A 14,969-nucleotide genomic window follows, 5' to 3' on the forward strand; every position below is an offset into this window, starting at 1 on the left:
TGGTCGTCATCCCGCGGCGTGCCGGCGCTGCGGTCGTGGATCGACTACGGCTACGGGTGCTCCGGCGTGGGCATCAGTCCCTTCAGGTGGGCCAGGCCATCGACGGCGATGGCGTCCTGGGTCGGCGCCAGCGGCCGCCAGATGGAGGCGGCCGTGGCGATCGTCGCGTTGTCGGCCGTGAAGGACTCGATGACGAGGGGTCCGTCGTAGCCGGTCGCGTCGAGCGCGGCGAGGAGGGCGCGCCAGTCCAGGTGGTCGTTGCCGGGTGCGCCCCGGTCGTTGCCGCACACCTGGACGTGCGCGATGCGCTCGCCCGCGCGCGCCACCGCGGCGGGCAGGTCCGTCTCCTCGATGTTCATGTGGTAGACGTCGAGCATGAGGCCGATGCCGGCCGCGGGCAGCCGCCGCACGACCTCCAGCCCCTGGTCGACGGTGTTGACGAGGCTCGTCTCGTAGCGGTTCAGCGGCTCGAGCCCGACGACGACGCCGGCCGCGATCGCGTGCTCGACGACGGGTGCCAGGTTCTCGGCGAGCTCGGAGTACGCCGCCTCGCGCTCCGCGGGGGTCAGGCGCCACGTGCGCCCGACCGACGCGTACGCGGGTCCGCCGATCACAGGGGCGCCGACCGTGCGCGCGACGTCGACGACGTGCCGCAGGTAGTCCTGCGTGGCGCGCACCGTCGCGGCGTCCGCGGCGACGAGCTCGCGGCCCTCGCCCATGACGAGCGAGACGCTCGCGCCGAGGCCGTGGTCGGCGAGGACCGTCGCGGCGGTCGCCGGGTCCCAGTCGCCGGGGTTCTCCACGGGCAGCTCGAGCACGTCGAAACCCCACCCCGCGACGCGGGGCGCGAGGTCGCGCAGCGCGTCGTCGGTGAGCGGGGAGGTCCAGACCCACGTGTTGACGCCGAGCGCACGGCGGCGCAGCGGCAGGGCCGGGGTAGGAAGAGCCACGTCGCTCTCTCTCGTCGGGTCCGAGCTCTCGGCCGTCCCGCCCGCGTGCCCGACGCCGCGGGGCACCTCCGCACGGGAGGTGCGCCGCGTCGTCGGGCGGGCGGGGCGCCCGGCCGGTCGGACGGCGACCGGGCGGCCCCTGGGTGGTCCGACCGCGAGGGTCGGACCGGGTGGTTCTGCGGGACCTGTCAGGTCCCGTGCGGACGACCGGTCAGCGGTCCGGTCAGCGGTCGGTCCATGCCTGGGGGAAGCCCGGCAGGTCCTCTCCGCCGAACTTCGCGTAGTGCAGCGACGGCATGTCCTTGTTCGCCTCGAGGTACGCGTCCAGCTCCTCGGCCTCGATCGGCGCCTGCGGCAGGACCCACTCCGACGGGACCTGCTCGCCGGCCCAGATCATCTGCGCCGCGAGGATCGGGGTGCGCCACTGGAAGTTCGAGTACACGGCGCCGAGGGCGGTCATGTCCGTGTCCTTCCACTTGCGCAGGAAGCTCATCTCGTCCTCGCCCATGAAGACCGGGTAGGGCTTGCCGGCGTCCTCGAACGCCTCGACCGCCGCGACGGCGCCGTCGCCCGCGTCCATCCAGATGCCGTCCACGTCCCCGCGCTGCAGGTACTGCGTGACGATGTCCTTGATCTTCGCGCCGTCACCGCCGGTGAACTCCGCGCCCACGACCTCGAGCTCGGACTCCGAGAAGATCTTGTCGGCCGCGGCCCAGCGGTTCTCCAGCACGTCCACGCCGGGCAGGATGCGCAGCGCGAGCACCTTCGAGCCCGGCTCCAGGTTCTCGACGAGGAACTCGGCGCCGTCGGCACCGTAGGCGTAGCCGCCGATCGGGTGGATGAACGTGACCATGCAGTCGGTGTTCACGCCACGGTCGAACACGATGACGGGCTTGCCCGACTCGCACGCGGCCTCGACCGCGGGCGTGAGGGTCGCCGTCGTGGACGGGGAGATGACGATCGCGTCGCAGTCGCCCGCCTCGACGAACGCCTGGATGTCGGAGATCTGCTTGTTGTCGTCGTCCGCCGCGTCCGAGACGCGGAACTCGCCGATGACGCCCTCGGACTTCAGCACGTCGACCTGCTGCTGCATCGTGATCCAGCCGGTCACGCGCCACGGGTTGGACACCGAGGCGTTCGAGAAGCACAGCGTCTTGCCGCCACCCTCGCTCGCGTACTCGGCCGTGTCCACGTACTCGGGCTCGATCGCCTGCAGCCACGGCTGGTCGGCCGGGCCCTCGGGCACGACCTCGCGCTGGGCGAGCTGACGGTCGTAGTCCGCCTGGACGAACCACTCGGAGTCGGCGCCGCCGGACTCCTCGCTCGCGGGGCTCTCCTCGGCCGAGGTCTCGCCACCCTCGCCGGTGTCGGTGGGGGTGTCGGTCGTGCAGGCGGCCGTGAGGAACAGCGTGGCCACCGCCGCGCCGGCCAGGAGTGCTCGTGTACGTCGCATGTCCTTCTCTCCTTGGGGGTGAGACGTCGTCGTCCCGCAGCGTGCGGGGGAAGGGGTACAGCTCGGAAGGGGGTCTTTCGGGCGTGGTCGGGGTCGCGCGGGCGGGAGTCCGCCGGGGCGCCGGTGCTCAGGCGTTCGCGGGGGCGGGCTCCTTCGGTGCGGGGGTCGGGCCCGCGGCAGGCGGGGCGTCGGGGGTGGACGAGCGGCGCCGCGACCGGCGCGGCAGCGCGGCGTAGGCGACGGCCGCGATGATGATCACGCCCTGCACGGCGGGCCGGATCGTCGACGGGAGGCTGAGCTGGTTGAACAGCGTGAACAGCGCCTCGAGGGTGAGCGCGCCGGCCATCGCGGCGATCACGGTGCCCCGCCCGCCGCCGAGCACGACGCCCCCGAGCACGACGGCCGTGATGGCCATGAACTCCAGGCCCTGCCCGACCTGCGCGGTGACGCCCGCGTAGCCACCGATGAGGATGGCGGCGACCGTGGCCATGAAGCCCGAGAGGAGGAAGGCGCGCGTGCGCACCCACCACACGGAGCCCCCGGCGTAGCCGGCCGCGACGTCGTTGTCGCCGGTGGCGACGAGCGTGCGGCCGAACGGGCGGCGCATGAGCAGGGCGGCGAGGACGCCGAGCACCACGACGACCAGGAGCGCGTACGGCACCTGGAACTGGCCGGGCGTGTCGGGGATGCCCCCGCGTCCCCACTGCCGGAAGCCGTCGGTCAGCGCGCCCGTGGGGGCGCCGCCCGTCCAGAGCCGGATCGCGCCGTAGAGCACGAGCATCATGCCGAGCGTCGTGATGAACGACGGCACCTTGAGCAGCGTCGTCACGAGGCCGTTGACGAGGCCGACCGCGAGACCGAAGACGATCATGAGGGCCATGACGGGCCACGTCATCGAGTCCTCGCCGTCCATGAGCTTCGCCGCGATGACGACCTGGGCTCCGACGAGCGACCCGACCGAGAGGTCGAACTCGCCCGAGACGATGACGAAGTACTGTCCGATCGCGAGGATGACCAGCGGCGCCGCCTTCTTGACGAAGGCCATGAGCGACATGGGCTCGCCGAACGACGGGTTCATCACGAGGATGACCGCGAAGACGAGCACGAGCAGCGCGAACACGGTCCAGCTCCCGCCCGCGGTGAGGCGCTCGAGCCAGCCGGCCCGCGGCGCGCGCGCGGGGATCGTCCGGCGCGTGGTGTCGGTGGTCATGCGGACGCACCTCCGGTGCGGGTCGGGCGGAAGCGGGCCCGGCTGCTCGCCGGGTCGATCTGGCGCCGGGCGTACAGCGCGACGGCGGCGATGATGATGACGCCGCGCAGGACGTCCTTGAAGAACGGGTCGACGTCGAGGACGTTGAACACCGTGTCGAGCACCGCGAGGATGAGGACGCCGCCCACGGTCCCGACGATCGAGCCGCGCCCGCCCATGAGGAGCGTGCCGCCCAGCACGACGGCCGCGATCGAGTCGAGGTCGAGCCCGTAGGAGTACACGAGCGCGTTGCCGGTGCCGAAGCGCGCGGCGATCAGGAGCCCCGCGACGCCCGCGCAGACCGAGCACAGCACGTGCGCGAGGACCAGCGTCCGGTCGGTCCGGATGCCCGAGAGCCGCGCGACGTCGGTGTTCCCGCCGACCGCGAACATGTGGTAACCCGGCCGGGTGCGCGTGAGGAGCACGACGCCGACGGCCGCGACGAGCAGCATGACGATCGTCGAGATCGGCACCGGGCCGACGCGCGTGTACCCGAACATCTGGAACGAGGCCGGCACCTCGCCCGCCGGGCCCTTGAACTGCGTGTCGAGGTAGCCCTTGATGATGAGGCCCACGCCGAGCGTCGCGATGAACGCGTTGACGCGGAGCTTCGCGATGACGAGCCCGTTGACCAGGCCGACGACCGCCGCGACGCCCACCGCCGCGAGGACGCCGAGCCAGACGCGCGAGGGGTCGCCCGCCATGGTCGTCGCGCCGACGATCGAGCTGAGCGCCACGACGTAGCCGACCGACAGGTCGAGCGACTTGCAGAGTATCGCGAACGTCTGCCCGATCGCGACGAAACCGAGGAGGCTCGTCTGCGTGAGCATGTACGCCGTGTTCGCGGTGCTGAACAGGTTGCCGCCGCCGACGGCGACGAGGACGCCGGCGATCACGAGGATCCCGACGAGGGCGAGGTAGACGATCTCCGTCGACCCCAGGCGGCGCCGACGCGCGGGGGCGCGGCGCGCGGTGGGGGCGGCGGTCGCGACCGCGGTGCTCATCGGTCCTCCTGCGGGCCGTCGGTGGGGTGCTGGGCGGACGCGGGCGGTCCGTCCGGCGCGGTGGCGGGCTCGGCGCCCGGAAGGTCGTCGGCGCCGGCGAGAGCGTCGAGGTCGACCTGGACGTGCTCGCCGGAGGTGTCCTCCCCCGCGCCCGTGGCGAGTGCCATGACGGTCTCCTCGTCGCTGCCGGCGGGGAGCTCGCCCGCGAGGCGGCCGTCGCGCATGACGAGCACGCGGTCCGCCATCGCGACGACCTCGGGGAGCTCGGAGGAGATGAACAGGACGGCGACTCCGCTCGCGGTGAGCTCGCGCATGAGGTCGTAGACCGCGCGCTTGGCGCCGACGTCGATGCCGCGGGTCGGCTCGTCGAGCACGATGACCTGCGGGTCGGTGACCAGCCACTTCGCGAGGACGACCTTCTGCTGGTTGCCGCCCGACAGGTACTGGACCTCGGCCTCCTGCGAGCTCGCGACGAGCTCCAGGGAGGAGAGGATGCCGGGGATGCGCTTCGCGCGCCGGTCCGCCTGGCCGGGCACGACGGCGTCGAGCACGAGCCGCGCGTTCGCGAGGATCGACTGGCCGAGCGCGAGGCCCTCCGCCTTGCGGTCCTCGGTCACGAGCGCGAGCCCGGCCCGCACCGCCTGGCGCGGCGAGCGCACGTCGACCGGCGTGCCGCCGACGAGCACGCGCCCGCGGGTGAAGCCCGCGATCCCGAAGATGCCGTGCGCGATCTCCGTGCGTCCCGAGCCCTGGAGGCCGGCGAGCGCGACGATCTCCCCCGCGCGCACCTCGAGCGAGACGTCGTCGACCTGCGTGTTGCCCACGCCCTCGAGCGCGAGGCGCACCTCGCCCGGGACCGTCGAGGGGTCCTTGTCCGGGAAGTACCCGGCGAAGTCGCGGCCGACCATGGTGCGCACGAGACGGTCGGGGTCGATGTCGGCCGTCGGCGTCGTCAGGACGTGGTTGCCGTCCTTGAGCACCGTGATGGTGTCGCAGAGGTCGAAGATCTCCTTGAGGCGGTGCGACACGTAGAGGATCGCGACGCCGCGCTCCTTGAGCCGGTGGACGAGCTCGTAGAGCAGCTCGACCTCCTGGTCGGCCAGCGCTGCCGTCGGCTCGTCCATCGAGATGATGCGCGCGTCGTAGGACACGGCCTTGACGATCTCGACGATCTGCTGCTGCGCGACCGAGAGCGAGCCGACGCGCGTCCACGAGGCGAGGCCGGTGAGGCCGAGGTCGGCGAGGAGCGCCGTGGTGTCGGCGTGCATGCGGCGGCGGTCGACGAGACCCGCGCGGCGCGGCTCGCGACCGAGGTAGACGTTCTCGGCGACGGACCGCTCGGGCAGGAGGTTGAACTCCTGGAACACCGTCGACACGCCCGCGTGCTGCGCGGCGAGCGGCGACGCGAAGGTGGTGTCCGCGCCGTCGAGCTCGATCGTGCCCGCGTCAGGGCGGTGCACGCCCGCGATGATCTTCATGAGCGTCGACTTGCCGGCGCCGTTCTCGCCGACGAGCGCGTGCACCTCGCCCGGCCGCACGTCGAGGTCGATGCCGCGCAGCACGGAGTTGCCGAAGAACTCCTTGCCGATGCCGCGCAGCCGCAGGATCGGCCCGTCGCCGCCCTCCCCCGCCGTCGGCGGCCGAGGCTCGCGCGTGGTCGTCGCGGTCATGCCGGCACCTCCACCCAGCCGCCCGAGCGCACCGACTCGCCCACGGCGGCGGCGAGGCGGGCGGCGCGCAGACCGTCGTCGAACGTGGGCAGCCCGTCCGGGACCTCGCCGCGGATCGCCGCCGCCGTGTCGCCGACGAGCGCGTCGAAGCAGTCCTGGTAGCCCTGGGGGTGCCCGGCGGGCAGGCGCGAGTAGCGCGCGGCGGCCGGGGAGAGCGCCTCGGGGTCGCGGACGAGGAGGCGCGAGACGTCGCGGCGGCCCTCCCACAGCGTCTCGGGCTGCTCCTGGTCGAACGACAGCGTCGACTCCGAGCCGGAGATCTCGAGGTAGAGACGGTTCTTGCGGCCCGCCGACACCTGGGAGATGACCGCGGTCCCGAGCGCCCCGCCGTCCGTCGCGTACTGGAGCGTGACGGCGTCCTCGGTCGCCACCTCGTGCACGACGCCGTCCGCGCCCCGGCGGTGCGGGTTGACGGTGGCCGACTGCGCGACGAGCCGGACGATGCGCTGCCCGGTGGTGAACTCGAGCAGGTCGCAGAAGTGGGAGCCGATGTCCCCGAAGGCCCGGCTCGCGCCGCCGAGCGCGGGGTCGACGCGCCAGTTGTCGTCCGACTCCCGCAGGAGCCAGTCCTGCAGGTACGAGCCGTGCACGAGCGAGATGGTGCCGACCTCGCCGCGGCGCACGCGCTCGCGCGCCTCGCGCACCATCGCGTGGAACCGGTACGTGAACGGCACGACGGCGACCCGGCCGTCCGCCGCGCGGGCCTCGGCGGCCAGGCCGGCGAGCTCGACCGCGCCCTCGACGTCGGTCGCGAGCGGCTTCTCGCACACCACGTGCTTGCCCGCCGCGAGCGCGGCGCGGGCGAGGGGCACGTGCAGGTGGTTGGGCGTGCACACGTGCACGACGTCGACCTCGGGGTCGGCGAGCAGCTCCTCCGCGGTGGCGACGGCGCGCTCCGCCCCGAGCCCCGGCGCGGCCGCGCGGGCGATGTCGAGGTCGGCGGCCGCGACGCTGACGACCCGGCCGCCGCCGGTGCGCACGGCCCGCGCGTGGACGCCCCCCATGAACCCGGCGCCGAGGATCCCCGCGCGATAGCCGGAGGCCGGCAGACCGCCCGCGTCGGGGGCGCTGGCGGGGAAGGTCGTACGGGCGGCAGGGGCCCCTGTCGTGGTCGCTCCGGGGAGGTGGGCACCCGGGTCCAGCACCGGGGTACGCACGTCCTGCGCGACGTCGTCGGCTCGCATGGATGACAACGTAGAGCCACTTCTGTCGAGCGTCAAGCAAAAGCCGAACATTGATCGTCACGGTTAGATAACCCAAGCCACGAAACAAATGTGAAGGATCACATGGCCGCAGCCAGCGACGACGCGGAGGGCGACGCGCGACGGGACGACGGACGAGACCCGGACGCGGGCACGCCACCGCCCCCGGCCGTCGAGGGGCCGGGGGCGGTGGCGTGTCGGACTGTTCTCCCCCACCCGCCGGCCGGCAGAGCCGGCCGGCGGGAGACTGTGCGTGCTACTTGGTCGAGAACGCGGCGTCGAAGGCCGCGTCCGGAGCGTCGAAGGCGTACTTCTTGACGAACGCGAGCGCCTCGGGCGCGCCGACCAGGCGGTCCATGCCGGCGTCCTCCCACTCGACGGAGATCGGGCCCTCGTAGCCGATCGTGTTGAGCATGCGGAACGCGTCCTCCCACGGCACGTCGCCGTGGCCCGTCGAGATGAAGTCCCAGCCGCGGCGCGGGTCCGCCCAGGCGAGGTGCGAGCCCATCCGGCCGTTGCGGCCGTTGTGCATCCGCTTCTTCGTGTCCTTGCAGTCCACGTGGTAGATGCGGTCCTTGAAGTCCCACAGGAAGCTCACCGGGTCGAGGTCCTGCCACACCATGTGGCTCGGGTCCCAGTTGAGGCCGAACGCCTCGCGGTGCCCGATCGCCTCGAGCGTGCGGACGGTCGTCCAGTAGTCGTACGCGATCTCGCTCGGGTGCACCTCGTGGGCGAACTTCACGCCGACCTCGTCGAAGACGTCGAGGATCGGGTTCCAGCGGTCGGCGAAGTCCTGGTAGCCGGCGTCGATCGCCTCCTGCGAGACGGGCGGGAACATCGCGACGTACTTCCAGATCGCCGAGCCCGTGAAGCCCACGACGGTCTTCACGCCCAGCTTCGCCGCGAGGCGCGCGGTGTGCTTCATCTCCTCGGCGGCACGCTGGCGCACGCCCTCGGGGTCGCCGTCGCCCCACACGACGTCGGGGAGGATGTCGCGGTGGCGCTGGTCGATCGGGTCGTCGCAGACGGCCTGGCCCTTGAGGTGGTTCGAGATCGCGTAGACCTTGAGGTCGTACTTGGCCAGCAGGTCGAGCTTGCCCTGGACGTACTCGTCGTCGTCCCAGCGCCACGGGTCGAGGTGGTCTCCCCAGCAGGCGATCTCCAGGCCGTCGTAGCCCCAGCCGGACGCGAGCCGCGCCACCTCCTCGAACGGCAGGTCGGCCCACTGCCCGGTGAAGAGGGTGATCGGTCGTGCCATGGTCGTGTCTCCTTCGGTCGTTCTCGGTATCGCGCCCGGGGTCACCGGGCGGACGTGCTGGACAGGGATCGGGGCTTGCCGTCCGACGCCTCGGCGGCGGCAGCGCGCGCACGGCGGCGGACGACGACGTACCCGCCGACGAGGAGGAGCGCGGCGACCACGGCGACGGCGATCCACACGCCCGCGCCGCTCCCGCTCGACTCGTCGTCCGCGGTACCGGACGCGTCCGCCGCGGCGTCGGCGTCCTCGTCGGCCCCGTCCGCGGCGCCGCCCTCGGCGTCGGCCGCGGCCTCGTCGGCCGCATCCGGAGCGAGCTCGGGCAGCGGCACGACGTCGACCTGCGCGGTGGCGGTCGCCTCGGCCGGGTGGGTGATCGTGGCGGTGAGGGTCCAGTTGCCCTCGGCGAGGACGCCGGGCTCGGACGTGTACCAGCCGACGCCCTCCGACGCCGAGGAGAGCGTGAGCGGTCCGACGGTCTCGCCGTCGGCGGACTCCGCGGTCACGGAGACGTCGGCAGACTCCTCGACCGGGTGCCCGTCGATCTTGTAGGTGAGGTTGGCGGAGATGCCGCCCTCCCCGTCGGTGCCGAGGGAGATCACGACGTCGCCGCCGTGCGCGGCCGCGGGGGCCGCGACGCCCAGCAGCGCGACGACGGCGCCGAGCAGCACGCCGAGCGCCGCGGTGAGAAGAGCGCGCACCCCGACGCGGGGTCGGGTGCGGGTGCTGGTGCCGCTGCGGGTGCCGCTGGGCTGCGCAGACGTTCGGGACATCGGGTCATCACCTCGTCGTGGTCTGTGGGTGGCTCCGGGGCCGACGGCGGTCGTCGGACCCCGGGGGTGCCCCGGCGCCGGGTCGGAGCGCCCGTTCCCGGGCGCCGGGGCCGGAGACCCGGAGGTCCCCGTCGTGCTCGTCGTGCGGGCAGCGTACGGTCGGCCCGGCCGATGGGCCGCCCGTCCGCCGAGCGCCCGCACGCCGAGCGCGGTGCCCGGCGGGCCGGTGCTCAGAGCACCGGCCCGCCGGAACCTGTCAGGAGCAGGCCCGGGCGGCGTAGTCCGCCGTCCCGGAGAACGTCCTCCCCTCGGCGTCGGTCGCGGTCACCGTCACGGTGCCGGCGTCGATCCCCGTGGCACGCGACGCGAACGACTGGTAGGCGTTCGCACCCGGCGCCACGTCCGCGAACTCCTTCGACCCGTACGGGGTCTCGAGAGTGATCGCGACCGGGACCGCGTCGTCGTTCGTCGCGCGGACCGCGACGAACACCTTGCCGGCCATGCAGCGCGTCTCCGCGGTGATGGTCACCGCGATCGGCTCGACCTCGTCGCCGACCACCCGGAAGTAGTCGAACGACGCCGCCGCACCGGTGTCGGCCGACGCACCGAGCGCGAAGAGACCGACCTGGGCGTCCGCCGCGGCCGTGTTCGCCACGGTCTGGTCGAACGTGGTCCAGGTCTCGCCGTCCGCGCTGTACGCACCGGTGAACGTGTCACCGGAGCGGGTCAGGCGCAGGTGCCAGACCGACTCGGCGAGGCTCGCCGTCTGCGGCTGCGGGTTCTGGACCACGCCGCCGACCTCGCTGCGCAGCTCGATCCGGGCGTTCTTGGCCTGACCCGCCTGGTTGTCGACCACGTAGTCGAGCTTGACGTAGTTGTCGTCGTCGGCGTAGGCGATCAGACCACCCTGCTGGTACTGGCGGTCGAACGCCGAGCCGTCGACGACGGTCTCGATCGTCCACTCGTCACCCGGCTGCTCCTGGAGCATGATGTTCGGCACGTCCGTGTTGCCCGTCCCGTAGATGTCGGTCGGGGTCGTGTCGATCTGGAGCGAGCCGTCCGCCACGCGGTAGCCGGTCGGGTCCTCGCGGACGATCGACCAGCGGCACGCGTCGAGGGCGGTGCCGTCGAACTCGTCGTCCGGCCCGGGGGCGGACGCCGTGTCGTCGGGCGTGATCGAGAACCAGTCGAACTCGGCGTCGATCACCGGGGACGTGGTGTTGTTCCCCTTGAGCGACACGAGGCCGATCTTCGCGTTCTCCAGGTCGGCGATCGACTTGGTCTCCGACATCGTCGTGAAGTCGACGCCGTCGGCCGAGTACGCCGCCTGGAGGTTCTCGCCGTTGCTGACGAACCGGACGTAGACCGTGTCCGGGTAGTCCGCGCCGAGGTTCGCCGTGTTGGACGCGCTGACCTCGTTCGGCTGGGCGTTCTCCTCACGGATGAACTGGAAGATCCGGGTCGCCGGGTCCGCGGACTGCGAACGACCCTGGAGAACCATCTTGGCGTAGTTGTCCTGGTCCTCCCAGATCACCAGACCGGCCTGCTGGTACTGCTGGCGAGCCGGCAGCGTGAGCTTGGCCGTGGCCGTGAACGGCCCGTCCGGCAGGTCCTGGAGCACGACGTTCGGCACCGTCGTGTTGCCCGTGCTGTAGAAGTCGGTCGCCGTCGTCGGGATGACGAGCTTGCCGTCCCGGACGACCAGGTTCTGGTCACGGTTGAGCACCGACCAGCGGTTCTCGTCCAGGTCCGTCCCGAGGAAGTCGTCCGAGCGGCCCGAGAAGCACATCCCCGGCCCGGTCTGCGGCGCCTTCACCGTCACGGTCGTGTACTCCACCGAGTACGCGCCGCGCTCGTCGGAGGCACGCACCTGGAGCCGGTACGTGCCCGGCTGGTCGTACGTGACCTCGAACGAGTCGGTCCCGTCGGCGAAGCCGTCACCGAGACCCGCGTCCCACGCGAAGGTGATCGCGTCGTCCTCGGGGTCGGAGGCGGTCGCCGTCGCGGTCACCGTCAGCGGGGCGGTGCCCGTCGTCGGGGTGACCTCGAACGAGTCGATGGTCGGGCGCTCGTTGTCCGTGACGCCGCGGCCGTCGAACTCGAGCCAGTTGACGTTGGCCTGGCCGGACGTCAGGACGAAGTAGAGCGTCCCCGTGCCCGCGGGCACGTCGGTCAGGGTGCCGGAGACGTTCTGGTAGACCTGCCAGTCCCCGGTGCCGGGCACCTGCACGGTCCCGATCTCGGGCCCGTCGGCAGCGTTCCAGCGGATGGAGATCGTGGCGTTGCTCGGCGACGCCGCGCGCAGCGCGATCGAGTCGACGCCGTAGAGCGAGATCGGGTCGTAGGCCCACCAGTCGCCCGGCTCGATGTAGCCGATGTTCTGGCCACCGCCGGCCGTGTCGCCCGTCGTCTCGCGCTGCACGCCCGGGTCACCCGTGCTCGTGGAGCTCGCGAGGCGACCGGTGGAGGTGAAGAACTCCGCCTGGAGCAGCTTGGGCTGGAGCACCTGGAGGTCGTTCGCGGTGAGCGGGGCACCGGCGGCGCCACCGTCGTCCGTGTACGACGCCTCGATCACCCAGAAGATGTTCGACTCGATGCCGTGGCCCTCGTCGCGCGCCGTCTGGAAGACGCCCTCGCAGCCGCCGAGCACGTCCATCGGGTGGGCGTGCGAGTCGTGACCGAGCGACGTCGAGAGCTCGACCTGGCTGCAGTCGACCTCACCGTCGGGGTCGTCGACCGCGATCTCGTACCGGACCTGGTCGCCCCACTGGAAGAACCCGCCGTTGTCGGGGAACGTGATGGAGATCGTCGGCGCGTCGTTGCCGACGACGACCGACACGTTCGCGACCCCCGTCTGGCCCTGGGAGTCCGTCGCCACGAGCTGAGCCGTGTACGAGCCGTTCTCCGTGTAGGTGTGGACCGGGTTGGCCTCGGTCGACGGCTCCGAGCCGTCGCCGAACGTCCACTGGAGTGCCAGCGCGTCTCCGGACGGGTGGCGCGTGCCCTCCGAGGAGAACTGCACCGTCAGCGGCGCGTGACCGCTCGTCACGTCGGCGCTCGCCCGCGCGATCGGCGACGGGTTGCCCTTGACGTAGTTGACCTTGTAGATCCCGCTCGAGTCGTTGTCGCCGCCGAAGCCCGAGCCCCAGTCGACGACGTAGAGCGCGCCGTCGGGACCGAAGTCGAAGTCCATCGCACGGTCGAACCCGGCGCTCGGGTCGAAGATCTTGGGCAGGACGCGGTTGACGTCGACGATGTCGTCGCGGTTCTCCCCGTCGAGCTGGACCGAGTACAGCTTGCCCTGGTTCCACTCGCCCAGGAACGCCTTGCCGTCCCAGTACTCGGGCCACTGGACGTCGGAGTCGAGCTCGGGGTCGAACTGGTAGACGGGGCCGCCCATGGGCGCACCGCCGCCGCCGATCTCCGGGAAGTCCGGGTTGCCGGCGTAGTTGTACCAGATCTCGGCCTCGATGGCCGGGGGCAGCTGGGTCAGGCCCGTGTTGTTCGGGGACTGGTTGACCGGGCCGGCGTCGCAGTTGAACGCCGCGCCGGACTGGCCGGTCGCGAAGTTGTACTTGAGGTAGTCCGCGTTCGCGCCCGTGCAGTACGGCCAGCCGTAGAAGCCGGGCTCGCTGACGACGTTCCACTCCACCGTGTTGCCCGGGCCACGCGTCGGGCTCGCGCTACCGGCGTCGGGGCCGTAGTCACCCACGAGGATGTTGCCCGAGTAGGGGTCCACCCCGATGCGGAACGGGTTGCGGAAGCCCATGGCGAAGATCTCGGGACGCGTCTTCTCGGTGCCGGGGGCGAAGAGGTTGCCCTCGGGGATCGTGTACGTCCCGTCGGCCTCCGGGTGGATGCGCAGGACCTTGCCGCGCAGGTCGTTGGTGTTGGCCGACGACCGCTGGGCGTCGTAGTCCTGACGACCGGCGCGCTCGTCGTGGGGCGAGTAGCCGCCCGACTCGAACGGGTTGGTGTTGTCGCCCGTCGCGAGGATCAGGTTGCCGTCCTCGTCGAAGACCATGTCACCGCCGGCGTGGCAGCACGTGTTGCGCTGCGTCGTGACGGTGAGGACCTTCTTCTCCGTGGCCTGGTCGATCGTGCCCGTGGCCGGGTCGAAGTCGAACCGCGAGATCCGGTTGTGCGGGCCGTCGGAGCCGACGTTCGACGGAGCCCAGTAGGTGTAGACCCACCCGTTCTCCGAGAAGGCCGGGTCGAGCACGAGCCCGAGCAGACCGTCCTCGTTGGCGGTGGTCACCGGGAGGGTGGTCGCGGTGTGCGTCGTGTTGGTCGACGGGTCGATGACCTGCACACGGCCGTCGCGCTCGGCGTAGAACACCGTGCCGTCGTCCGCGACGTCCAGGACCATCGGGTTGCGCGTCTCCTCGTCGAGCGCGATCTGCTCGTAGCTCGCGGACTGCGTCGCCGCGCAGTCCGACGCCACGGCGCCCGCGGCCGTCTGGATGCCGCCCAGCAGGTGCTGGAGGAAGGCCGGGTCGGCGTACGACTCGTCGGTGTGGCCACCGCCGGTGTACCAGGAGCGGCCGCCGTCGTAGACCTGGCACCACGCCGTCGGGTGCTCGGCGCCCATCGCGCCGCTGCCCGCGTTGTACGTGGTCTCGTCGAGGCTCGCGAGCACGTGCACCGTGTCACGCGGGTTCGTGCGGAAGTTGTACCACTCGTCGAACCGCTCCCACCGCGAGGGCAGGTGCGCCGTCGACTCGTGGACGTGGTCCTCGACCTTGACGGTCGCGGTCTGGTTCTGGGGGTGAGCGCTGAAGTACGCGCCGACCAGCCCGCCGTACCAGGGCCAGTCGTACTCGGTGTCGGACGCCGCGTGGATGCCCGCGTACCCGCCCCCGTTCTGGATGTACCGCTCGAACGCGGCCTGCTGGTCGTCGTTGAGCACGTCACCGGTCGTGGACAGCCACACGACGGCGTCGTACTGCGCGAGGTTCGCGTCCGTGAACGCGCCCGCGTCCTCGGTCGCGGTGACCTCGAAGTTGTTCTCGGTACCGAGCTTCTGGATCGCTGCGATACCCGCCGGGATCGACCCGTGGCGGAAGCCACCGGTCTTGCTGAAGACGAGCACGTCGAACGGTTCGGTGTCCGCGGCCGTGACGACGGGCGCCGCCGCGACGCCCGTGGGCACCGGTGCGGCCGTCGCCGACGTCGCCGCCGCCATGGTCAGAGGGAGAGCGACCGCTGCCGCGGCGGCTGCCGCGACCGTCCGCCTCATGGCGAGCGATCCTCCTAGCACGTTTCTCACAAGGTCTCCTCGTCGAGATGGGGAATCAGTGCTGCGCTCCGCCGGGTGCCGCCATCGGCCGGCCGCCGTCCCGGGATATTCGAC

At 72.0% G+C, this 14,969-nt stretch carries 9 protein-coding genes; all 9 read right to left on the reverse strand.

Going from position 1 to position 14,969, the window contains the following annotated elements; genetic code table 11:
• Nucleotides 1-50: 50 nt before the first annotated feature.
• A complete protein-coding gene (locus tag ACTJIY_RS15710) occupies nt 51-950 on the reverse strand; it encodes a sugar phosphate isomerase/epimerase family protein (RefSeq protein ID WP_253053583.1) in 900 nt (299 codons plus the stop codon).
• Between the two features lie 223 nt (nt 951-1,173).
• Nucleotides 1,174-2,403 carry a substrate-binding domain-containing protein gene (locus tag ACTJIY_RS15715; protein WP_440674614.1) on the reverse strand — a complete coding sequence of 410 codons (1,230 nt, stop codon included), beginning with the start codon at nt 2,401-2,403 and terminating at the stop codon, nt 1,174-1,176.
• Between the two features lie 127 nt (nt 2,404-2,530).
• Entirely contained in the window at nt 2,531-3,613 is a 1,083-nt protein-coding gene (locus tag ACTJIY_RS15720) for an ABC transporter permease (protein ID WP_440674615.1), read from the reverse strand.
• On the reverse strand, nt 3,610-4,656 hold the full coding sequence (locus ACTJIY_RS15725) for an ABC transporter permease (protein ID WP_253053568.1): 1,047 nt from the start codon (nt 4,654-4,656) through the stop codon (nt 3,610-3,612). The genes ACTJIY_RS15720 and ACTJIY_RS15725 overlap by 4 nt, the downstream gene beginning before the upstream one ends.
• Nucleotides 4,653-6,326 (reverse strand): sugar ABC transporter ATP-binding protein, encoded by a 1,674-nt coding sequence (locus ACTJIY_RS15730; RefSeq protein WP_253053557.1) that lies wholly within the window; start codon nt 6,324-6,326, stop codon nt 4,653-4,655. The genes ACTJIY_RS15725 and ACTJIY_RS15730 overlap by 4 nt, the downstream gene beginning before the upstream one ends.
• Nucleotides 6,323-7,570: a Gfo/Idh/MocA family protein gene (locus tag ACTJIY_RS15735; RefSeq protein ID WP_253053555.1), complete on the reverse strand. Its 1,248-nt coding sequence runs from the start codon at nt 7,568-7,570 to the stop codon at nt 6,323-6,325. Before ACTJIY_RS15735 ends, ACTJIY_RS15730 begins: the two co-directional genes overlap by 4 nt.
• Nucleotides 7,571-7,844: 274 nt before the next feature.
• On the reverse strand, nt 7,845-8,846 hold the full coding sequence (locus tag ACTJIY_RS15740) for a sugar phosphate isomerase/epimerase family protein (protein WP_253053553.1): 1,002 nt from the start codon (nt 8,844-8,846) through the stop codon (nt 7,845-7,847).
• Nucleotides 8,847-8,887: 41 nt separating this feature from the next.
• Nucleotides 8,888-9,616, reverse strand: a complete 729-nt coding sequence (locus ACTJIY_RS15745; protein WP_253053551.1) for a hypothetical protein — start codon at nt 9,614-9,616, stop codon at nt 8,888-8,890.
• Nucleotides 9,617-9,872: 256 nt separating this feature from the next.
• Nucleotides 9,873-14,855 (reverse strand): ThuA domain-containing protein, encoded by a 4,983-nt coding sequence (locus tag ACTJIY_RS15750; RefSeq protein WP_353708808.1) that lies wholly within the window; start codon nt 14,853-14,855, stop codon nt 9,873-9,875.
• Nucleotides 14,856-14,969: the final 114 nt, after the last annotated feature.

Origin of the sequence: Cellulosimicrobium sp. 22598 (assembly GCF_052044445.1) — a bacterium.
Lineage (GTDB): Bacteria > Actinomycetota > Actinomycetes > Actinomycetales > Cellulomonadaceae > Cellulosimicrobium > Cellulosimicrobium cellulans_G.

What these genes read in the sequence shown, in the direction of transcription:
- ACTJIY_RS15720 (WP_440674615.1), bottom strand. Translation starts at nt 3,613, where the DNA reads ATGACCACCGACACCACGCGCCGGACGATCCCCGCGCGCGCGCCGCGG.
- ACTJIY_RS15725 (WP_253053568.1), bottom strand. Translation starts at nt 4,656, where the DNA reads ATGAGCACCGCGGTCGCGACCGCCGCCCCCACCGCGCGCCGCGCCCCC.
- ACTJIY_RS15740 (WP_253053553.1), bottom strand. Translation starts at nt 8,846, where the DNA reads ATGGCACGACCGATCACCCTCTTCACCGGGCAGTGGGCCGACCTGCCG.
- ACTJIY_RS15715 (WP_440674614.1), bottom strand. Translation starts at nt 2,403, where the DNA reads ATGCGACGTACACGAGCACTCCTGGCCGGCGCGGCGGTGGCCACGCTG.
- ACTJIY_RS15745 (WP_253053551.1), bottom strand. Translation starts at nt 9,616, where the DNA reads ATGTCCCGAACGTCTGCGCAGCCCAGCGGCACCCGCAGCGGCACCAGC.
- ACTJIY_RS15730 (WP_253053557.1), bottom strand. Translation starts at nt 6,326, where the DNA reads ATGACCGCGACGACCACGCGCGAGCCTCGGCCGCCGACGGCGGGGGAG.
- ACTJIY_RS15735 (WP_253053555.1), bottom strand. Translation starts at nt 7,570, where the DNA reads ATGCGAGCCGACGACGTCGCGCAGGACGTGCGTACCCCGGTGCTGGAC.
- ACTJIY_RS15750 (WP_353708808.1), bottom strand. Translation starts at nt 14,855, where the DNA reads ATGAGGCGGACGGTCGCGGCAGCCGCCGCGGCAGCGGTCGCTCTCCCT.